The sequence below is a fragment of the Pelotomaculum propionicicum genome, assembly GCF_048984525.1.
GTDB lineage: Bacteria > Bacillota > Desulfotomaculia > Desulfotomaculales > Pelotomaculaceae > Syntrophopropionicum > Syntrophopropionicum propionicicum_A.
On record NZ_JBMGJC010000016.1, the window covers coordinates 60399 to 83347 of the forward strand.

Consider the following 22949-nt stretch of genomic DNA (forward strand, 5'->3'; position numbering starts at 1 on the left):
TTGGTGCCTTTGTTAATCTAAGAGATTTTTCTCCAACAAAAAAACCTGGACATCTTTTATCCAGGTTAACAAACCAATGCCTGAACTCGGCAATCTTATTAGTTTATATTTTACTTTCATCTCATTCTGCTCACAATATTATATAAAGCGCTTTCTAGGTGATTCTCCAACCCCGAACCCCAACTTTTTCATGGAGACGGAGCTTGAATCGATATTGCCATTCATCTCCGCTTTTCTGTTACACTACCCTAAACCCCGCCACACTCCCCCTGTCAGTCGGCTGTACCTCCAGCCTGGCGTCGATGCGTTCTTTTAATTCCGGTACATGGGAAATTATCCCCACCAGGCGGCCGCCTTTTTGCAGGTCAATCAGGGCCCGCATGGCAAAGTCCAGCGATTCGGGATCCAGGGTGCCGAAGCCTTCGTCCACGAAAATGGTATCCAGGTGGATGCCGCCCGAGTAGGACTGGACCACATCGGCCAGGCCCAGGGCCAGCGACAGTGAGGCCAGGAAGGTCTCCCCGCCGGAAAGCGTGGCCACGTTCCTGGCGGCGCCGGTATAGGTGTCGAAGACCTCCAGGTCCAGGCCGCCGGCTGCGTTTCTCCGGGCCAGCTCCGTGGTGCGCTGGAGGTGGTAGCGGCCGCGGCTCATTAATTTAAGGCGTTCGGTGGCGGCTATGGTGACGTCGTCCAGCAGCGCTCCCAGCACAAAGCGCTGGAAGGTCAGGCCGTATTTGTTTCTGCCGTTGGCTACTTCGGAGATTCGCCCGAACACCAGGTATCTGTCCTCCAGGCCCTTCAGCTGACCTTCGAGTTCCTGGAGCTTCTTCAGGCTCCTGTCTCCTTCCTTTACCTGTGTCTGAAGCCGGCCTTCCTTGATTAGCAGTTGATCATGCTCTTCTTTTGTTTCAGCTGCTTCCAGGGCCAGCTTGTCCAGGTCCGGCTCGGCTAAACCCTCTGCCGCTCCGGTAGCTCGCGCCAGGCGGTCCCTGGCGGCATGGAGGCTCTCGTCAAAACCTTTGATCTCTTTTTCCGTTTTTTGAATCTCTTCCGGCGTTTTCCTGGCTTCCCGGTATTCTTTCAGGCTGTCAAAGCACGCTGACTCAAGGCGCTTTTGGAATGAACGCATTTCATTTTCCGCCAGCGTCAAGGCAGCCTGCCAGTTTGCCAAAGCTTCATTCTCTGCCGCTGCTGCCGCGGCCAGGGCCTGCTTTGCTGCATCCGCCGCTTTTTTAGCGGTTTCATAGTTTGCCATAAGCTTGTCCCTCTTTTGCCTGGCTTCCAGCCGGGCTTTGCTCAAAGCTGCCGCGTCGCGCAGGTTTTCGGGAACGGATAACTCGCGTTCACGTAAAACAGCCCGGGCCGTTTCCAGCTCCGTATAAGCTTTCTGGTATTCTTTTTTGCATACTTCTAACTGCCGGCCGGCAGCCTCTTCCCGCTCCTTCAGTTTCTTAACCGCGTCCTCAAGGGCGGAAACAGTTCCTGCCGCCTGGCGGGCCTCCGACCAGAGCCCCCTGGCTTTGCCGGCTTTAGCCTGTAAAAAAGCCAAATCAATATGGGCGTTTTCGCCCAGTTCTTTTTCCAGGTCCTCTGTCCTGCTCTGGGCTGTTGATTTTACTGTCTTGATGTCGCTGAACTCATCCCTGGCTTTACTAAGAGCGGCCTCCAGGTCAATTACAGCCTGCCGGCGTGATTTCAGGTCCGCCTCCGAGGGCAGGCCGGCTCCGGGCGCGGCAGGATGCGGGTGGTCCGGTGAACCGCATACTGGGCACGGCTCGCCCCTGGTTAAACCGCCAGCCAGGATGGCGGCCTGCCCCTTGTTCCATTGTTCCTGCAGAACGGCCAGTTCTTCCCTGGCCGCGTTATGGCGGGCTTCGGCCTGCCGGTGTTTGTTTTCAGCCAGAGTGTATGATTTCCGGGCTGCAGCCAGGTCCCGGCGGAATTTCTCCAGGGACTGTCTTTTAGCGGCCGCCTCTTCGGCTGTCCGGCAGGCTGACTCCAGGGCTGCCGCCTGGTCTGCCGTGGTTTTCGCCTCTGCAAATGCCGCTGATTTTTCTTCTATTGATTTGCGGACAGCGTCAAGGGAATCCTGTGCGTTCCTTTGTCTCGTTTCAGCTTCATTTACTTTCTTTTCAGCATCGCTGACCGCCTGGTTCGCCCCGGCCAGGGCGGCGACTTTTTCCGAAAGGGCGTCCAACTGGGCCACTTTGAGTCCGGCGGCCTCCCGCTCCGGCCCCTTTTCTTCCTCTTCCGCCAGTACTTTTGCCGCGTTTTCGCAGGCTGACTCTGCTTCATTTTTTACAAACTTTTTGTTTTCCAGGTGAGTTGCAGCATTATCAGCTTCCTGCTGCCTGGTCTTCAGCAGGTTTTCCGCGTCCGCCAGGCCGGCTGCCCGGTTGGCCCGCGTTAATTCAGCACGTTTTGTCTCTATTTCCCCGGCATTCTGCTCCAGTTCTTTGAGAGCTTTTTCCGCACCCTCTTTCTCTTTCAGCTTTTCCCGTACCTGCCTGCCGGCTTCTAAACGGTCCTGCGCTTCTTTCAGGGCCGCGCGGCATTTCTCAATGGTTTTTTGCACTTCTGCCTGCTGCTCCAGGTTTGCTCTGTATTGCTGTTCCAGTTCCTCCCGTGTCTCCGCTCCGGCATTCTGCAGCACCCATGTTTTTTGATGCTTCAGCTGCTCGATTTCAGCCTGGAGCTTTTTGGCCGACTCTTTTAAGGACTCTTCAATGCGGCGGTAAAATTCCGTCCGGAACAGGATCTCCATGATCGCCTGGCGCTCTTTTGAATCTGCCGTCAGCAGCCTGCGGAAATCGCCCTGGGGGAGCATTACCACCTGGCGGAACTGGCTGCTTTTAAAGCCCAGCAGCTGCTCCACGACCTCGGTGACCTTGTTCCAGCCAACCGCCAGGACGGCGCCTTCTTCAGCGTCGTCAGTGACGCCGGTCCTCTTCCACAGGGTGGCGTTGGCCGTCATGATGGTGGTCCCTTCGCCCCGCTTTTTGGGCCGCTCCTGCTCGGGGAAGCGCAGTATGCGGTATGTATCAGCCCCTATGGCAAAGTCGAAAGTGATTTCGGTAGGTTCAGTTAAGTCCGCATGGCCGCTGCGCATCTGTTCGCCCTTGCGCTCCGCGCCGCTGGTGTCCCCGTAAAGGGCAAAGCAGATGGCGTCGAGAATGGTGGTTTTGCCCGAGCCGGTGGGGCCGTGGATCAAAAAGAAAGTCCTTTCGCCCAGCTCGGTAAAATCTATTACCTGCGTGCCGGCATATGGGCCGAAGGCGCTTATGGTAAGCTTAATTGGTTTCATGACTGCGCCTCCCTCTCCTGCCGGTAGAATTTTTCCAGGGTTTCAGCAAAAGCTTTATTCTGCTCCCCGGATAGGGGTGTTCCGGTGACCTGTTCAAAAAATGAGGAGAAAAGGTCTGCTTCGTTCAGGCGCCTTTGGTCGGCGCCGGGCCCGCGCAGTTCCCCTCCCGCGGTCAAACAGGGGCGTTCCAGGTGGAGCACGTTGGGGTACACCTGGCGCAGCTTGCCGATAGCGTCCATGATGGGGCCAGTATCCCGCAGGGTGACCATAATGTAGTCGTCCCTGCTCTCCCCGTTACCAGGCCCGGCCAGGATGTCTGTAAAGTATCCCTCCAGGCGGCGCACGTCCCGGCGGGGCGTCAGGGAAATTGTTTCAATCGACGTTTTGCCGGCGCCGTCCATTTCCACCAGGGTCACACATTTCCGGCGTGACGCCTCGGAGAACGAGTATTTCAGCAATGAGCCGGCGTAGCGGACATGTTCGCATCCTACATTCTGCGGCTGGTGCAGGTGCCCCAGGGCCGCGTAATTAAAGTGCTGGAATAAGGAGGCGCTGACCGTCCCGCTGCCGCCCACGGATAGAGGCCGCTCTGATTCGCTTTCCTCGCCGCCGGCGGCAAAGGCATGGGCTAAAATCACCTTGCGGGCCTCTGCGGGGATAGGCGCGGATAAATGTTGGATCAAAGAAACCATGGCCTGCTCGTGGTTGACCGCGTCCGGCGTACAAAGCCTCTCTCTTACCAGCGGGGGCTCGGCGTAAGGAGCCGGGCAAAAATAGACCGGGCCATACTGATCATTTATAACGACCGGTTTTAGCCCGTCAGTCAACTGTCCAATAAGGTGCAGTCCCTGCCTGGCCATCAAGCGGTTGCCAAAGCCCAGCCTATCCGGGCTGTCGTGGTTGCCGGTGATTAATATGATGGGGATCTGGTAGTCCATCAGGATGCGGGAAATGGTCTCGTCCAGGAGTTTGATCGCTTCCGTGGGCGGGACGGACCGGTCGTAAATGTCTCCGGTGATTAATATCACATCCGGCCGGGAATCACTGACTAGCTGTATAAATTGCTGCAGGACATGGTCCTGGTCAGCGGTAAGGTATATGCCGTGAAAGATGCGCCCCAGATGCCAGTCCGAGGTATGCAGGATTCTCATTTTTATCCCCCCTGGAAGTTATTTGCCTGGTTCTATAGTCAATATATCATTTAGAGCTGATCACGCTTTGTCAGCCAGAAGAAATTTCTAACAACATTTTTCTGCGTGAATACATATTTCGATGGATTTTCCGGGTAATCCTGCATTTTATGACTGGATATACCAGACAGCGGAATGGGAACACCCCTTTCTCACAGGCATTCCTGCATGCGAGGAATGTCCCCGATTATCGTTTAAGGGAAAATGGTGCAGTAAAAATAAAACTGACTCATTAACTGCTTAAGAGTCAGTTGGAACGGCGGGTTGAATCCCGCCCTACGGGTTGTCGGCAAAGTCCCCATGATGTTGAATCCGCTTTGCTCATTTCAATGGACCGTGTCAAGAGGACAGTTCTTTCTAAGAGGCTTTTTCTCTCGACCGTGTCATGAGGACAGTTCTGTTGACACGCTTTTGTCTCGAGATTTAATAATAGAAATCGTGTCAACAAAACCGTCCCCAAGACACGCTCGGCAAACCGTCCCCTAGACACGCTCCCACGGTGCATTGGAGCGGCGGGATGAATCCCGCCCTACAGATAGCGGAATGGGTTACACCTCTGTGGAGTGAAAGGAACAAGTGGGACTATGCTCTGTTACTGCTTACGTTGCATGATACCAGACAGCGGAACGGGGACACCCCTTTCTCACAGGCATTCCTGCAGGCGAGGAATGTCCCCGATTCCAAGCGAGGAATGTCCCCAATCCACTAAAACTTACCGAAATCCACATCTTCCAGGGAGACGATGTCTTCCGGATTTACCTTGTTGGCGGACGGTTTGGGGGCAGCTCCCGGCCTGGGTTTCTGGGCGGCCTTGCTCTTGTTGTGGGCCAGGTACGGTTTGCCCGTGTTTAGAGCTGCCGCCGCAAAGGCGGCACTGCCGGCCTGCTTCCTCAGCTTGAACTTGCTGAGCATCTGCCTGACCATGTCGGCCTGGCTGGACATCTCCTCGCTGGCCGCGGCAAGTTCTTCCGAGCTGGCGGAGTTCTGCTGGGTGACCTGGTCCACCTGGCCCAGCCCTTCGTTGATCTGGCCTATGCCCTGGGCCTGCTCCTTGGACGCGGACGCGATCTCGCTGACGAAGTCGGTTACCTTGCTGACTCCAACCACGATCTCTTCCAGCGCCCTGGATGTTTCTTCGGCAATCTTGGTGCCGTCCTCTGTTTTCTTGATCGAGCCTTCGATCATTTCGGCGGTCTCTTTGGCCGCCTTGGCGCTGCGCTGGGCCAGGTTGCGCACTTCCTCGGCCACCACGGTGAACCCTTTGCCGTGTTTGCCGGCGCGGGCCGCTTCCACCGCGGCGTTTAATGCCAGCAGGTTGGTCTGGAAGGCGATCTCGTCGATGGCCTTGATGATATTGGATATGTTGGCCGCTGAATCGTTTATTTCAGCCATGGCTTTAACCATGTAGCCCATCTGCACGTTGCCCTTCTCGGCGTTGCCCCTGGCCTCGCCGGCCAGCTGGTTGGCATTGATGGCGTTTTCGGCGTTCTGTTTGGTCTGGCTGTTCATCTGCTGCATGGACGATGTTATCTCTTCCATGGTGCTGGCTGATTCCGCGGCGCCCTGGGACAGTGACTGGCTGGAATCCGACACCTGCTGGGCCCCGGTGTTAACCTGCTCGATGGCGACGGCAACCTGGCTCAAAGTTTCGTTCAGACCTTCAATGGTGGTGTTTAAAGCGTCCTTGATGATGGCGTAATCACCCTTGTAATTGCCTGTCACAGCCACGTCGAGGTTGCCTTTGGCTACCTCCTGCAGGCACCTGACGGCCTCTTTCTTGATAATATCGTTGAGCGTTTCCAGGGAGCTGTTAAGCGCTTCCTTGATTATGGCGTGGTCGCCCTGGTAGGTGCCGGTGACCCTGGCGCCCAGGTTCCCTTCGGCCATTTCTTTGAGGCAGTCCGCCGCTTCGTTGATCGGGTGGATTACCGCGTCCATCATGTTGTTGACACCCGCGATGACCTTGCCGTACTCGCCCATATGTTTTGCGGCGTCGGCGCGGGCGCCCAGCTTTCCTTCCACCGCGGCTGCGGCCAGCATGGCGGTGTCGTTAACCAGCCCCAGAATCGCCTCGTGCATCCGGATCAGGCCTGGTATCAGCTCGTCATTATCAGACCCCCGACCGGCTTTTTTGAGCAATTCCAGTTCGCCGAGATCACCCCTGGATACCTTGATTACTGTTGCCGTTATTTTTTCAACTTGAGTATGGACACGGTTAAGGGCCGCCTTGAGGTCATTCCAGATGCCCGTATATTCCTTATCCACGGATTTGCTCAGGTCGTTGACCGCCATCAGGGCGAGCACGTCCATAATTTCCTTGACCGGCGCGGCTACAGCCTTCATCAGGGCGTTCATGCCTTCCATCAGCCGGCGGTATTCGCCGCTGTAACGGCCGGTATCGGCCAGTGTGTCCAGTTGGCCCGACGCGGCGGCTGCCGACATCCTATCCACATCGGCTATCAGCGCCTTGATGGCCTCCATCATTTTAACGAAGGAAGGCATCAATTCGTCCTGCTCGCTCCTGCGGCCGACCATTTTAAAGTCAGCAAGGTTGCTGAAATCTCCATTGCTGATTTTAGTAACTGCCTCGACAATAGTTGAAAGTTTTTCTGTTGTAGTGTTGGTGGCGTCTTTCATTTCCTCCCAAATGCCGTTAAAGTCCTTATCGATTTTATGGCCAAAATCGTTTACCGCTGTCCGTTCCAGCACTCTGATCAGCTCGCGCACCGGCTCAGCCGCAGCCTCCATCATACTGTTCAGGCCGCCCACCAGCCCGCCCCAGTCACCGCTAAAGGCTTTTGCGTCACAGCGGACATCCAGCCGGCCTGCTTTAACTGCCTGGACCATGTTGCCGACTTCATTAATTAAGCTTTGCAGGGTACCCCTGATCTGGTCCATCTTCAGGTTGGCGAACTCCTGCTTGCCCGGCAGCTTTTCCATGACCTTGGAGAAGTCGCCCTCCGCATAAGCAGCGACTACTTTCAAAAGTTTGGACATATTCCTGACGTGCGTTTTAACCACTTTGTTGACGCCTGTGGCCATGTCCCGGTAAACTCCCGCAAAGCTCTCTTCCGGGATATAAAAGTCAATGGCGCCTGCGTTATGGGCCTCGTATAACTGGTTCATCCCTTCCACAACATTGTTGATACTGTCGATACAGGTGTTCAGGTTTATTTTGATCTCGTTGAAGTCGCCGTTATAGTTGTCTGTAATCCTGGGCGGGATATCGCCTTTGCTGATCCTGTCAACATACTCAGCTGCCACGTTTAGAGGGCTGATTACAGCGTCGAGAGCGCTGTTAAACCCTTCGACAACCTTTCGGTAATCGCCTTCGTGCCTGGCAGCGTCCGCCCTGGCGTCCAGCTTGCCTTCCACCGCAGCCCCGGCCAGCCTATTAGTGTCGTCCAACAGTTTTTGGATGGCCTCATGCATTTTTATAAAACCAGGCGCCAAATCATCATTAGTACTCCTTCGCCCGGCCCTCTTGTACATATCGGAGTCGCTCAGGTCGCCCCGGCTGACCTTAATAATTGTATTTTTAATACTGGTCAGGTGTTCGTTCAGTTCGTTGGCGGCCAGGTTAAGGTCCTTCCAGATACCAGCGTGGTCCTTTTCTATCTTCTTGCTGAGGTCGTTTACCGCCATCTGGCGCATGTTATCCATTATTTCTTCAACCGGTCCGGCCACGGCCTCCATGGCATGGTTGAGCCCGTCTATTACCTTGCGGAATTCGCCCTGGTGCCTGCCGGCATCCGCCCTGGTTTCAAACCTGCCTTCCGCCGCCGCCCCTGCCAGCATGCCGGTGTCCGACACAAGGGCCTTGATTGCTTCCGCCATCCTGATAAAAGCAGGGGTTAACTGGTCCTTTTCGCTTCCAGGCCCGGTTTTCTTCAGGTTATCCAAATACCCGAGGTCGCCTTTTCCGATACCGTTGACAGTTTCCACAACCCCGGCCAACTGGTTGTTAACAGCGCATACAGTATTTATAAGGTCATTCCAGACACCGCTGTAATCCTTAAATTTCTTCGGGCTGAAATCGTTAGCCGCCATCTGGCTGAGGGCGGTATTCAGTTCATTAACCGGGCCCGCCGCTGCTTGGGCCAGCCCGTTCATGTCTTTTACCAGCCCGGCCCAATCACCGCTGAAAACCGTCTCGTTGCCGCGGACATCAGGTTTACCAGCCCTGACTGCCTGGACCAGCCTGCCCGATTCCTCGCGCAGCCCGGCAATTGTTTCAATGCACGCGTTCAAATTATCCTTAACATGTCTGAAGTCCCCGCTGCAGGCGCCGGTGATCTGCGGCGGCAGATCACCCCTGGCTATCCGGCCGGTGTACTCCGCCGAGACATTGAGCGGCCTTATTACTGTGTCAATAATTTCATTGGCTCCCCTGATAACGTCCTGGAATTCCGGGTCTACTTTGCATTCATCGCCCCTGGCGTCCAACCTGCCTTCTCCAATTGCCCCTGCCAGCCGTTTGCCTTCTTCCAGCAGTGAATCAACAGAGCTTTTCACAGACATTGTTGTTAAATAACTTAGGACGCCGCCGGCTAACAGGGCAACAGCACACAAAATTATATTGCCGGCAGTGCTCTTTGAAATACTCGCAACAAAACCTACTATTACGAGCAGCAATAGAAGAATTGAAAAACATATCCCTATCCTTGTTCCGATCTTTAGTTTCATTCTCCATACCCCCTGTAAAAGTAAAAGCAATTCTTGATCATGAAGGTTTTTATAATATCAGCTCCAATCGCCACTTTTCCCACCCTATATTTCTTCGTTTGTTTTTATTTATTACATTAAGATTGATTTATAATATATCTTATTAGCAAAACCGATTAATGCGGTGTAAACTTTTCCACCTTTTGGACAGAAGATCCGGGGCAAACAAAAACCAGGGCCGCCTGTGAGCGGCTGATTCAGCTCACCTACAGCCCCGGCATTAAAGACGCCCTGCGGTATTACAATAAAAAACTGGCTCTTTAATCAGATGAGAGCCAGTCAAATTTATTATTTATATCAAGTTAGTGGGGTGTTGATGCCCGTAGTTTTAGAAATTACCGTAATCCACATCGTCCAGGGACACGATATCCTCCGGCCTGACATTACCACCGGACTGTGCCGTGACAACTCCAAGTTTGGGCTTCTTGCCGCCCCTGCTCTTGTTGTGCGCCAGGTACGGTTTGCCCGTGTTTACTGCTGCCGCAAAGGCGGCACTGCCGGCCTGCTTCCTCAGCTTGAACTTGCTGAGCATCTGCCTGACCATGTCGGCCTGGCTGGACATCTCCTCGCTGGCCGCGGCAAGTTCTTCCGAGCTGGCGGAGTTCTGCTGGGTGACCTGGTCCACCTGGCCCAGCCCTTCGTTGATCTGGCCTATGCCCTGGGCCTGCTCCTTGGACGCGGACGCGATCTCGCTGACGAAGTCGGTTACCTTGCTGACTCCAACCACGATCTCTTCCAGCGCCCTGGATGTTTCTTCGGCAATCTTGGTGCCGTCCTCTGTTTTCTTGATCGAGCCTTCGATCATTTCGGCGGTCTCTTTGGCCGCCTTGGCGCTGCGCTGGGCCAGGTTGCGCACTTCCTCGGCCACCACGGTGAACCCTTTGCCGTGTTTGCCGGCGCGGGCCGCTTCCACCGCGGCGTTTAATGCCAGCAGGTTGGTCTGGAAGGCGATCTCGTCGATGGCCTTGATGATATTGGATATGTTGGCCGCTGAATCGTTTATTTCAGCCATGGCTTTAACCATGTAGCCCATCTGCACGTTGCCCTTCTCGGCGTTGCCCCTGGCCTCGCCGGCCAGCTGGTTGGCATGGATGGCGTTTTCGGCGTTCTGTTTTGTCTGGCTGTTCATCTGCTGCATGGACGATGTTATCTCTTCCATGGTGCTGGCTGATTCCGCGGCGCCCTGGGACAGGGACTGGCTGGAATCCGACACCTGCTGGGCCCCGGTGTTAACCTGCTCGATGGCGACGGCAACCTGGCCCAGGGTTTCGTTCAGGCCTTCAACGGTGGTGTTTAAAGCGTCCTTGATAATACCGTAATCACCCTTGTAGTTGCCGGTCACAGCCACGTCGAGGTTGCCTTTGGCTACCTCCTGCAGGCACCTGACGGCCTCTTTCTTGATAATATCGTTGAGCGTTTCCAGGGAGCTGTTTAGCGCTTCCTTGATGATGGCGTGGTCGCCCTGGTAGATGCCGGTGACCCTGGCGTCCAGGTTTCCTCCCGCCATTTCTTTGAGGCAGTCCGCCGCTTCGTTGATCGGGTGGATTACCGCGTCCATCATATTGTTGACACCTTCGATTATCTGCCGGTACCCGCCCTCATGCTGAGAAGCCTCAGCCCTGGTACCCAACTTGCCTTCCACCGCTGCCCTGGCCAGCATATTGGCGTCGTCCAGAAGCTTTTGGATCGCTCCGTGCATCCTGATAAAGCCCGGCACCAGTTCGTCGTTTTCGCTCCTGCGCCCAACCCTGTTGTACAATTCAGCGTCGCTCAAGTCGCCTTTGCTGACTTTTATAACCGTATTTCTAATATTGGTGAGCCGCGCGTTCAAGTCGTTGGTCGCATGTTTGAGCTCGTCCCAGATACCGGTGTATTCTTTATCCATTTTTTTGCTCAGGTCGTTAACAGCCATCTGGCGCAGGATTGAGATCAGCTCGTCAACCGGCGTGGCTACAGCTTCCATCAGGCCGTTCATACCGCCCACCAGCCGGCCCCAGTCACCGGTAAAGGACTGGGCGTCGCCGCGGGTGTCAAGCCTGCCTTCACCGACAGCCTTGATTAAAACGTCTGTTTCTTTAATCAGGCCGTTTACAGCATCGATACAACCGTTTAGATTGTTCTTGATCTCATTGAAGTCACCCTGATAGTTTTCGGTAATTCTCGGCGGGATATCGCCCTTGCTGATCCGGTCTATATACTCAGCCGCCACGTTTAAAGGTCCTATAACAGCATCAAGCGTGTTGTTAACCCCTTCTATAACTTTGCGGAAGTCGCCTACGTGTTTTGCCGCATCCGCCCTGGTGTCAAGTTTGCCCTTTACCGCGTCATTGGCGAGCATATCCGTGTCGGCCACAAGGTTGTGGATTGCTTCCATGGCCCTGACAAAAGCCGGGATCAGATCGTCATTTGCGCTTCTTTGCCCGACTTTCTTTAAATCTTCCAGGTCGACCAGGCTGCCATGGCTGATATTATTCATTACCTCCTGGATCCTTGTCATTTGCCTGTGTACCGCGTTGGTGCTGTTTTTCAAGTCGTTCCAGGAGCCCGAATATTCACTGACCATTTCTGTACTTAAATCATTTGTTGCCATCTGTCCTAAAACAACTAACAGCTCATTAACCGGATTAGCCACAGCCTGAATCAGGCCGTTCATACCGCCGACAAGTATGCCCCAGTCGCCGGCATAGGCCGCCGCGTTGCCGCGGGCGTCCAGCCTGCCTTCTTCCACCGCGTGGATTAAACCTTCCACTTCTTTGAGCAGCCCGCTTACCGCGTCAATGCAGCCGTTCACGTTGTTTTTGATCTCGTTGAAGTCGCCGTAGTAGGTGTCTGTGATGCGCGGAGGAATGTCGCCCTTGCTGATCCGGTCTATATACTCGGCCGCCACGTTCAAAGGCCCGACTACCGCGTCAAGGGTGCTGTTAAATCCTTCGATGACATTGCGGTACTCCCCTTCGTGCCTGCCGGCGTCGGCACGGGCGTCCAGTTTCCCTTCCACAGCCGCCTCAGCCAAAGTACCGGCGTCGTCCAACAGCTTTTGAATCGCGCCGTGCATCCGGATAAAGCCCGGCACCAATTCGTCGTTTTCACTCCTGCGACCAACCTTGCTGTACATTTCAGCATCGCTCAGGTCACCTTTGCTGACCTTAATTACTGTGTTTCGTATATTTGTCAGCCGCGCGTTCAAATCGTTAGTCGCATTTTTAAGCTCATCCCAGATGCCGGCATACTCTTTGTCCATCTTTTTGCTCAGGTCGTTAACAGCCATTTGTTTGAGAATAACCAGAAGTTCTTCTACTGGCGCGGCTACAATATCCAGAGTTTTGTTTACCCCTTCGATTACCTTGCGAAAATCGCCTTCATGCATGCTTGCGTCAGCCCTGGTATGGATATCGCCTTTCACTGCCGCATCAGCCAGTGTGTCTGTATCTTTCACAAGGCTTTTGATTGCTTCCATCGCCCTGATGAAAGTCGGGATTAGCCGGTCTTTTTCGCTTCTCTGCCCGATTTCCTTCAACCTGTCCAGGTCGACCAGGCTGCCGTGGCTGATATTGTTCAATATCTCCTGGATCCTTGCCATCTGCCTGTGTACGGCGTTGGTGCTGTTCTTCAGGTCGTTCCAGGCGCCCGCGTAGTCACCGGCCATTTCCTGGCTGAAATCGTTTGTCGCCATCTTCCCTGAGACAACGATAAGTTCGTTAACCGGGCTGGCCACAGCTTCGATCAGTTCATTCATACCGCCGACCAGTTTGCCCCAGTCGCCGGTATAGCACGCCGCGTTGCCGCGGGTGTCCAGCCTGCCTTCTTCCACCGCGTGGATTAAACCTTCCACTTCTTTAAGCAGCCCGCTTACCGCATCAATGCAGCCGTTCACGTTGTTTTTAATCTCGTTAAAGTCACCGTGGTAGGTGTCCGTGATGCGCGGCGGGATGTCGCCCTTGCTGATCCGGTCTATATATTCAGCCGCCACGTTAAGAGGCCCAATGACCGCGTCAAGGGTATCGTTCATACCCTGGATAATTCCCCGGAATTCAGAATCAACTTTACTGATATCGCCCCGGGCGTCCAGCTTGCCTTCCCTGGCTTCACCAACCAGCCGGCCGCACTCTGTCACCAGGCTGTCGATGCTGGCTGTGATGCTGCGTTTTAAGATAAATCCCGCAGTGATTGCCAATGCGCTTCCAATAATAATTGCCGCGGCCAGGACTATTGGGGACTGCGCAAAATAGACTGCCAATACGGCTGTTACTATAACAGCGGTTACAGTGCAAAATGCCATCACTATTTTTGTTCCAAGTCTCGCGTTGTTGTTCATTAGTACTTCCCCTTCCATTACTTATTGAAAAATTAAACTCTATACCATTACTCTAATTTCTATACCTGATTAAAGCACCAGGCTGTGCTTTAAGGTTAACATTGTCGTATGGAGCTCCCTTTTTTACTAATCATCTCCCTTATTCATATCAAAAAGCAGCTGGTGGGCGTTGAGCAGGATCTTCACGTGGTCGCCGACCTTGCCCATACCCTGGATGAAGCGGCTGCTTTCCCCGCTTTTTACCTTGGGAGACGGTTCGACCTGCGCTTCGGGGATGTCTAAAACTTCCGATACCCGGTCGACGATCAGCCCGACTGACTGTTCATCTATATTGATAACGATGATGCAGGTGCGGTCGTCGTATTCACGCTCCTTCAGGCCGAATCGCTGGCGCACGTCCATAACCGGGATGACCTTGCCCCGGAGGTTGATGACCCCCTTTATGTAGTGGGGCATGTCAGGCACCTCGGCAATGTTCTGGATGCCGATGATTTCCGTTACATACCTGATCTCAATTCCGTATTCTTCCTGGCACAAGATAAAAGTCAGGAACTTGTCCACCTGGGTATCTTCGTCCTCCTCGTAGTCCTCTTCCAGCAGGTCCGCGTCCAGTTTCTCTTTTAAAGCCATTTATTCTCACCTCCGTTTTTTCACAAATTGATTTTTGTTGGTCTGTCAAGCTTACTAGCGGTACCTTTCGCGACAGTTTTTCGTCTTTACAGGTCCCGGTATTCAACCCTGTACAGATTTACTAAAGTCTGGCACACTTCTTTTAAATATTTGTGTTCTTTAACCAGCTGAGAGTGTTCAACAGCCGCTTTTTTTTGTTCAAAAAGCTCTGCTTCCGCTTTTTCCAGGATTTCGATCAGATGCTCCTTTGCCACAGGTTTTTCCAGCAAAGCGTATGCCCTGCTGTTCAGCGCGGCGATGGCTGTTTCTATTTCCGCGAAACCGGTTATAATGACCACCACCGCTTTGGGGTTGATGGAAAGGACTTTTTTGAGTACATCTATCCCGCTTAAACGCGGCATTTTCATATCTGTAATAACCATGTCATATTGTTTTTGCCCATAACATTCCAGGGCTTTTTCCGGGACAGTAAACTGTTCATACTGGTGCCCGGCAGGCGCCAGGATACAGGCCAGTTCTTCCAGACAATCCGCGTCATCATCAACCAGCAAAATATTCATGACCTTCCCCCTTCCGCATACGGTTATATTCAAAGGCGTAATTGCAAATTTTTAAATCCTATATACCAGCTATTGGTAACGCAAAATAAATGCCACCAGTTATTACCATTAACTGGTGGCGTCGTCCCTTTAAAACCGGACTTTTTAAAATAATCTATAAACAAAATTATCATTTTGATAAAAACCACTTTATCATTTTGATAAAATTTTAGCCGGTGGTTATGTTCATCCTGTTAATCTTCCTGTATAAGGTGGCCTGGCCTATACCCAGGATGGATGCGGCTTCCGGGATACTGCCCCGGCAGTATTTGAGGGCCGCAATTATAGCCGTCTTTTCATATTCAACCATGCTGGGCGGGGGCTCGGCGCTTTCTTTATCCCGGCTGATAACATTATTAAACCCTATATTCCTGGCCTGCCTCAGGTGTGGCGGCAGGTGCCCGGGCCATACTGTCCCACCTTCGGCCAGCGCCACGGCGTGTTTAACGGCGTTGGAAAGTTCCCTCACGTTTCCCGGCCATGGGTATTCCATAATAATTTTGACTGCTTCAGCGGATAAAGACGGTATTTTCCCGGATTCAGAAGCCCGCTGGAGAAAATAATAGGCAAGGGCCAGGATATCGTCCCCGCGCCTGCGCAGCGGAGGCGCCTGCAGGCATACCGCCGCCAGGCGGTAATAAAGGTCCTCGCGAAAAGTCTTATTCCTGACAGCCGCCGCCAGGTCTATGTTCGTGGCTGCCAGCACCCTGACATCGGCGGTAATAAAACGTTCACTCCCCACCCGCTGGAACTCACCGGTTTCCAGTACCCTCAGAAACTTGGCCTGGAGGCTCAATGAAGCTTCTCCAATCTCATCGAGAAAAATCGTTCCCCTGTCGGCCAGTTCAAAACATCCCCGGCGCAGCCGGTCCGCCCCGGTAAAAGCCCCCTTTTCATGTCCAAAAAGTTCGCTTTCAACCAGGTTTTCCGTGAAAGCCCCGCAGTTAACGGGGACATACGGCCCGCTTGCCCTCATCGAAGCGGCATGTATAAACCGCGCCAGCAGTTCCTTACCGGTGCCGGTCTCACCACAGATGAGGACGCTCAGGTCCTTACCGGATATTTTATAGGCTGTCAGCAATAACTCCTGTATTTCCCTGCTTTCAAAGCCTGCAAAGCCAATGTCCTCCGCCAGCGAGGTTATTTTTTCAGGCAAATAGCCATCATCACTGCGCGATTCACCTATGGCCATGGCCAACAGCTTTCTGATCTCAGCCGGGTTGAACGGCTTTTCGATAAAATCGTAGGCGCCGCTTTTTATCGCGCTGACGGCCAATGAAACGCTGCCGTGCCCTGTCATCACTATTACCTGGCAGTGAGGCTGGATATGCTTTATCTTTTTCAGGAGCTCCAGGTCGCTTGCATCAGGCAGGATAACGTCGAGCAAAACCGCCTGAAATTTATCCGAGCTGATTTTTGCCAACGCATCCCTGCCGCTGGCCGCCGTATCTGCTGCATACCCCTCCAGGGCGCGCTGCAGCAGCCTTTGTACTTTAAGGTTGTCTTCAACTATTAATATCCGGGCCATATTTAGCTCCCCATATCCTTTAATTTACATCCCGCGCTGAAAAAGGATTTAATAATCTGCCTGCACTCTTTGAGTGATTCCAGGCTCTCAGAGACCAGTTCCCGGTCATCACAATCCATCATCCTGATGTTGCCTTCCACAACCATTAATAAATTGTTTAAATCGTGAACATTTTTCCTGATCAGGTTCCCCGTCTCAACAATTTCTTTCATCCTGGAACAGTCCATGGATCCGTAATCACCTCTTTTTAAATCACTTTTTCCCCGCATACAGCAAATTTTCCATTTGTTTAAGCAGATCGTTTTCAGTAAAAGGCTTATGCAAAAACCGGTATTTTGATAAAAGAGGCTCCTCCTTATCGCTGAACAAATAGCCGCTGGTAAGAAGCACCTTTATTGACGGGTTTATTTTTTTCATGATAATTAAGGCATCCCTGCCGCTGAGCCTTGGTATGGTCATGTCAAGCAAAACCAGGTCAATGTTTTTCCATCCCAGGCGGTAAAGGTCCACGGCCTCCTTGCCGTCTCCGGCTATGATAACCTGGAAGCCTTTTCTTGACAGTATCCTTTTAATAAAGTTTTTGACTATCCTGTTGTCTTCCACGACCAGTACCGTTTTGCTGCCGGATATGTGAGCTTTTCTGTCGGGAACCTCGTCCGGCGAAACCGGGAGAGGGCTGAGGACCGCACGCGGCAGGCATATGGTAAAGGTTGTCCCCTGCCCAACTTCACTGTGGCAGTTTATCCACCCTTCCTGCTGTTTGACGATACCGTAGACCATGGCCAGGCCGAGACCGGTGCCGTGGCCTGCTTTCTTCGTAGTAAAGAACGGTTCAAATACCTGTTCCTGGACTTCCGCAGGCATGCCGCAGCCGGTGTCCGCAACTGATATCCTCACAAATTCACCGGCACGGACATATGAAGGCTGGCTCTTTAAGGAGTTTTCATCTAAAATAATATTTTCTGTTTTGATGGTAATAGAGCCACCGTCCGGCATGGCGTCCTGGGCATTCAGGCAGAGGTTGATCAATACCTGTGTGATCTGGGTTCTATCTGCCGCGGCCGGCCATAAATTATCTTCAAGCCTGGTTTTTAGAATAATGCGGGGATCTATGGTGCGCTTAATAATTTTATAAGCTTCATTAATGTTATCGTTGACATTTACAACTGCGGACTTCATCAGGGACTTGCGTGAGAAACCGAGAAGCTTTTCTACAATATCCGCTGCCATCAGCGCGGAATCTTCGACCTCTCTTAACGCTTCATAATATTCACAATCAGGCGTAATATCTGTTAGTATCGATGAGGCGTTTCCGATTATTCCGGTTAAAATATTGTTGAAATCATGGGCAATACCGCCGGCCAGGCGCCCTACAGCCTCCATTTTCTGGGCCTGGATCAGTTGGGCTTCCACCGTCCGCAGTTTGGAAACGTCATGCCCGACCACAAGAAATCCCTGCTCTCCGTTTGTTGAGCTGTTGAGGATGGAGGCGTTCCACTTAACAAGGATTTCCCGGTTATCCCTGCCGAGTACAAAATTTTCACCTTTGGCGTAACCTTTTTCTTTAATTTCATTGATTATACCGGCTAATTTACCCTGTTCTTTTTTTGGGATCAAGGTGTCCAGCCAGTCTTTGCCCACAATTTCTTTTTCCCGGTAGCCGGTAAGGCGCTCCCCAAAATGATTAAATATTAATATTTTGCCGCTGGTGTCGATGACCAGGATTATTATACCGGATGTCTGCAGGATCTGCTCTGAAAATTCATTCCGCCTGGCCAGCTCGGTTTCAATCTCTTTCCTGGTGGTGATATCCATCAAGGTAACCACTACTCCCTCTACCTGGCCGCAGCGGTCAAAAAGTGGCACTGAATTTGACTGGACCCAGACGGTTTTATTCGCACCTTTGCGTTTAAAGCCAATTACTATACCATGAATTGACTTTCCGGATTCCATTACACTGGCTGTGGGAAGTTCTGCGAAACTTAACGGCAAACCATTCTCATCAAAGTAATCCAACCGGCAAAAAAAGTGGTCGGGGTCTTCTCCGTCCGGAATTTGATGGATGTCTAAAGCAGCTTTATTAATTTCAACAATGCGGTTATTTTTGCCCAAAACAATGACTCCGCCGCCAAAGGCATGGTACAGTGCCCGGTACCGTTCCTGGCTGGCGCGCAGTTCATTTTCAACTATGCGGTTTTGCGTGACATCCCGAATGGACTCAACTGCTCCAACAATATTGCCTTCAACGTCTAACAGGGGAGAGGCCTTTACCCAAACATAGGCGCCCCTGCCCTCAAACAAGGCAGGCGCGAATTCTTCGGCAAAAAGTGTATTTTTCTCTTTTTGGTAGTGCAGTTTATATTGATACCGGCCGCTTTTCTCGTCCTCAAAAACATGGTCGATTAATATCGGCCTTGCTACTCCGTAAAACGGTATGGCGTAAGCGTAATCACCGCTGCCGATAATATCCTCCTTGTGAATTCCGGTCATATCTTCAATAGCCCTGTTCCAGGCGATGACTTTTCTAGCCTGGTCGACGACAAATGTGGCATCCGGCAAAAATTCTATTATAGATAAGAGCTTTTGCCTGGTGTCCAGCAGTTCTTCTTCTGCCGCTTTTTCATCAGTCAAATCCACAAAAGATACCAGGGAATTTTTTGTTTCCGGGACCATTGCCGCCTCTGGATTGCAATTAATATTTTTCATAGTTACCTGCTCTCAAAATTTAAGACGTTTGGCAGTAAGAAAATGGTATGTTAAATAATTCGTATTTTTTGTGTTATTAGTTTAGGGTAAAATATTAGATTATTTTAATAAAACGGGTTAATGCGCAAGATACCGTCTATAACCTATGCCATGTTAATATTTAGTTTATAAATACAATATTACATAATACTACATATATCTCCATAATTCCTCGTTTAATATTAAAAAAGTAAAATTTACCATCACCGAAGCGCAAAAAAACCGGAGGCATCTGCGCCCCCGGCTTAAACCGTATTTTTTGTCACTGCTTCAGCACAACGTTTTTTACCTTGTCTTTTACCAGCTTCCCTTCCCCAACCAGTTCCTCGGCGACAAAGATAAAGGTGATAAAGTCCATTATACCCGCCTTCTCCATAACTTCTTCCATATTCTCCGCGCTGCCCAACTCCTTTACCGCCTGGTAAAGGCGCTCCTTCTTATCGTCAATAAACCGGCCTGTTTCCTCCAGAAATTTGTTGGTCCGGCATACGGATCCGTCAATTATCTTAAAATAACCCTTTTCGATCAGTTCGTCCAGGTTTTCATCTCCCTCGCCCGCGAACATCAACGTCTTAAATAGCGATTCATCCATGCTGCACCCTCCCTTTCACCAAAACCATTCGGCATTAAACAATGTCTTTCCTTTTTCTGATGGGGATTTTTTGTTAATCCGGTTAGCTGAATGGGGTCACATCTCACATAGGAACGGGGACACCCCTTTCTCACAGGCATTCCTGCATGCGAGGAATGTCCCCGATTTTATTTCCTTTACTCCTTTTTCTTCTTCCAGAAGGCAAGGCGGGCCATGGCCGGTCTAACAGCGCCTGTGCTACTTTTAATTATCCCCCCGGCAAAATTCCGAAAGCCGGTCTTAAGCCTGCGCCCGGTCTTTTTACAGTGCAGCCTTATAAACCGCAGCGGGTAGGTAATTAACAGTATGAACAGGCGAAAAGGGGAAAGGACGGCATTCCAGATAAAAGAAATAATTTTCACGATCAAGCTGCATACCCTGTGGATTATATAAAACTTTATCCTGACCAGGCGGCTGGCGGATTTGCTTAAAAGGTAATAGTAAAGCAGCGCCCCCAGGCCGAGTCCCAGGAAAACATACATCCGCATTTCTCCCCAGTTTGCCTCGAGCAGCAGCAAAAATACAATTACCGTCGTTATCAGCCAGTAGATCAGGTCGCCCAGGAAGGTGCCGATTTTTTTAAACCTGAACGCTCTCCTGATTTCACGGTAATAGTCATAACAAAAGGCAGCCAGTATTCCTATGCCGATTGTCATAAAAAAAGCACGCGCCTGGCTCAACAGCGGCTCCAAGAAAAGTCCCCCTTGTAAAAAAAAGCGCTTTACGCGCTTTCGCTCAATATTTTTTTATTTAAATATCCTTTTCAGAATACCCTTGCTCACGCCTTTGGCCTTGTTTTCCGTATACTGAAACGAGTTGAAATTCCCTTCCGCGGCCAGGCTGCCTGTGTCCTTACTGAGCTGGGTTATATTCAGCCCTTCACCTTTTAAAACCAGCATGCCCATGTTTGTCTCCAGGACTATCTCGGATTCATCAAAACTCTCTACCTGTTTAACTCCTTCCATCACAAGCTGTTTACGCCCGTAGACGGCCACGCTGTGCCTCGGCTTTTCCTCCAATTCTGTCACTCCCTTAAAAAGTGATCGGTCCTGAATTAATTCATCATATGCCGGTCCAAACAAAATATTACAAAAAAAAAGAGCCTTAAACGGCTCTCTATAAACATTTGTCCTGTGTCGCCACCCTGCATACTAAAATTCGTGTAAACAGGGCTTCTAAGAAGAATTTGCTGATAACGGTGGAACTTCTTTTGCCAGGGTGTCGTTGTTATCCTGTATTTCTTTTTGTTTGAGAGCTCCGCCGCAGTACGGGCAAAAAGGCTTGGTCAGCCACTGGACCCTGACCGAGGTAAAACTGATTTTGCCGCATACCGCACAGGCTACCTTATACAAGTATATTTCCCCCTACTTAACACCCACATGATTTCTAAAACTACTATATCTTTATAGACCATATTGCCAAATATGGCTATTAGGATTTTGCTGATTTTAGAATGGCAAACACCTTATTTTTTTAACATTCTTGTTGCCGCCTAAAGGCACTGAATAGACCGGGGAATTATGGCGACAGCTTTTAGAAACCTTTTACGCCCCCGACTTTTTTCTGGGCCAGGTGCAGCTGCCCCTGTTTTTTCGGGTACCCCTGTCCCGTCGCTGCCGGCATTCCTGCCATAGAAGTGTATGAGGAAGCCTGGTCTTTAAGCTTGAACTTGCCAAGCATCTGTTTAACCATCTCCACCTGGCTCATCATCTCTTCACTGGCGGCGGCCAATTCCTGAGATCCGGCCGAGTTTTGCTGGGTAATCTGGTCAACCTGGCTTAAACCTTCGTTGATCTGGCCTATGCCGTGGGCCTGTTCCCTGGAAGCCGCGGCTATATCGCTGATCAGGTCCGTTACCTTAGTGGCGCCGCTGACAATTTCCTCCAGGGCACTTGATGTTTCTTCGGCTATTTTTGTGCCTACCTCGGTTTTCTGGATGGAACCTTCGATCATTTCAGCAGTTTCCTTGGCTGCTTTTGCGCTGCGCTGGGCTAAATTCCTTACTTCCTCGGCCACCACGGTGAACCCCTTGCCGTGCTTGCCGGCGCGGGCTGCTTCAACCGCCGCGTTTAAAGCCAGCAGGTTGGTCTGGAAGGCAATTTCGTCGATAGCCTTGATTATTTTAGATATATTGGCGGCCGATTCATTGATATCGACCATGGCGCTGACCATCTGGGTCATCCGCTCGTTGCCTCTTTCCGCGTTGCCTCTGGCCTGATCGGCGAGGTTGTTGGCCTGGGCCGCGTTTTCAGCGTTTTGCTTGGTCTGCGCGTTCATTTCATGCATCGAGGAAGTGATCTGCTCCATCGTGCTGGCAGACTCGGCGGCGCCCTGGGACAGGGACTGGCTGGAATCGGAAACCTGCCTGGACCCCACGGCCATCTGGTCGATTGAGATAAATACCTGGCTCAGTATTTCATTAATAGAGTCTATAGTTCCGTTCAGCGCGTCTTTAATTATTGCGTGCTCGCCCTGGTATTCCCCTTTTACCGCTACATCGAGGTTGCCGCCGGCCATTTCTTTGAGGCATTCGGTGGCTTCGCCGATTGGCCTTACCATGGCGTCCAGCGTGTTGTTAACTCCTTCTATAACCTGGCGGAAGCTGCCGCTGTGCCTGCCGGCGTCGGCCCGGGTGCCGAGATTGCCGGCCACCGCGGCGCCTGCCAGCATGTTGGCGTCATTGACCAGGCTTTGTATGGCTTCGGTCATTTTGATCAGGGCGGGGACTAACTCGTCGTTGTCGCTCCTGCGGCCTATTTTTTTCAGCACTTCCAGGTCGGCCAGGTTGCCCTCGCTGACATTGCTGACTATCTCCACCACACGCAGTATGCGGGCGCGGACGTTGTTGGTGGCGTTCTTGAGGTCGTCCCAGGCGCCGCTGTACTCTTTCACCATGCTCTGGCTGTAATCGTTGTCCGCCATCCTTCTGAAGATAGACATCAGTTCATAGATCGGGTTGGCCACAGCCTCGATCAAACCGTTCATGTTATTGACCAGCTTGCCCCAGTCGCCGGCAAATCCGGCCGCGTTGCCGCGGGCGTCCAGGTTACCCTCCGTCACGGACTGGATCAGGTTTTCCGCTTCATTCAGCAGGCCGCTGATGGCGTCGATACAGCTGTTCAGGTTATTCTTAATTTCGTTGAAGTCACCCTTGTATTCCTCGGTGATCTTCGGCGGGATGTCGCCCCTGGCGATCCGGTCCACATACTCGGCCGCCACGTTCAGCGGCCCGATTACCCCGTCCATGGCTGCGTTGACGCCGCGCAGGATCTTGCGCCAGAC

General features: G+C 52.0%; 14 protein-coding genes. All 14 read right to left on the reverse strand.

The annotated features are described in order from the left end of the window. Positions 1–238 precede the first annotated feature (238 nt). Complete coding sequence (locus ACOBQJ_RS15515) at positions 239–3304, reverse strand: AAA family ATPase (RefSeq protein WP_421072680.1); 3066 nt, start codon at positions 3302–3304, stop codon at positions 239–241. After that, complete coding sequence (locus ACOBQJ_RS15520) at positions 3301–4455, reverse strand: exonuclease SbcCD subunit D (protein ID WP_421072681.1); 1155 nt, start codon at positions 4453–4455, stop codon at positions 3301–3303. The genes ACOBQJ_RS15515 and ACOBQJ_RS15520 overlap by 4 nt, the downstream gene beginning before the upstream one ends. Positions 4456–5199: 744 nt before the next feature. Next, positions 5200–9180 (reverse strand): methyl-accepting chemotaxis protein, encoded by a 3981-nt coding sequence (locus ACOBQJ_RS15525; RefSeq protein ID WP_421072682.1) that lies wholly within the window; start codon positions 9178–9180, stop codon positions 5200–5202. Positions 9181–9547: 367 nt separating this feature from the next. After that, positions 9548–13534 (reverse strand): methyl-accepting chemotaxis protein, encoded by a 3987-nt coding sequence (locus ACOBQJ_RS15530; RefSeq protein ID WP_421072683.1) that lies wholly within the window; start codon positions 13532–13534, stop codon positions 9548–9550. Between the two features lie 126 nt (positions 13535–13660). Further along, complete coding sequence (locus ACOBQJ_RS15535; RefSeq protein WP_421072684.1) at positions 13661–14164, reverse strand: chemotaxis protein CheW; 504 nt, start codon at positions 14162–14164, stop codon at positions 13661–13663. A gap of 86 nt (positions 14165–14250) precedes the next feature. After that, positions 14251–14724 (reverse strand): response regulator, encoded by a 474-nt coding sequence (locus ACOBQJ_RS15540; protein WP_421072685.1) that lies wholly within the window; start codon positions 14722–14724, stop codon positions 14251–14253. A gap of 208 nt (positions 14725–14932) precedes the next feature. Continuing rightward, positions 14933–16291 carry a sigma-54-dependent transcriptional regulator gene (locus tag ACOBQJ_RS15545; protein WP_421072686.1) on the reverse strand — a complete coding sequence of 453 codons (1359 nt, stop codon included), beginning with the start codon at positions 16289–16291 and terminating at the stop codon, positions 14933–14935. 2 nt (positions 16292–16293) lie between these two features. Continuing rightward, positions 16294–16518, reverse strand: coding sequence for a hypothetical protein (locus ACOBQJ_RS15550; RefSeq protein WP_421072687.1), 225 nt, complete (start codon positions 16516–16518; stop codon positions 16294–16296). Positions 16519–16543: 25 nt separating this feature from the next. Beyond that, positions 16544–18997: a PAS domain-containing hybrid sensor histidine kinase/response regulator gene (locus ACOBQJ_RS15555; protein ID WP_421072688.1), complete on the reverse strand. Its 2454-nt coding sequence runs from the start codon at positions 18995–18997 to the stop codon at positions 16544–16546. Positions 18998–19298: 301 nt separating this feature from the next. After that, on the reverse strand, positions 19299–19628 hold the full coding sequence (locus ACOBQJ_RS15560) for a hypothetical protein (protein ID WP_421072689.1): 330 nt from the start codon (positions 19626–19628) through the stop codon (positions 19299–19301). Between the two features lie 176 nt (positions 19629–19804). After that, entirely contained in the window at positions 19805–20359 is a 555-nt protein-coding gene (gene yabQ / locus ACOBQJ_RS15565; protein ID WP_421072690.1) for a spore cortex biosynthesis protein YabQ, read from the reverse strand. A 54-nt stretch (positions 20360–20413) separates the two neighbouring features. Next, the gene (gene yabP / locus ACOBQJ_RS15570; protein ID WP_421072691.1) at positions 20414–20686 is read right to left on the reverse strand and encodes a sporulation protein YabP; all 273 of its coding nucleotides are present in this window, start codon (positions 20684–20686) and stop codon (positions 20414–20416) included. Positions 20687–20842: 156 nt separating this feature from the next. Further along, the gene (locus tag ACOBQJ_RS15575) at positions 20843–21019 is read right to left on the reverse strand and encodes a hypothetical protein (protein ID WP_421072692.1); all 177 of its coding nucleotides are present in this window, start codon (positions 21017–21019) and stop codon (positions 20843–20845) included. A 181-nt stretch (positions 21020–21200) separates the two neighbouring features. Continuing rightward, on the reverse strand, positions 21201–22949 hold a 1749-nt coding region (locus tag ACOBQJ_RS15580; protein ID WP_421072693.1), incomplete at its 5' end, for a methyl-accepting chemotaxis protein.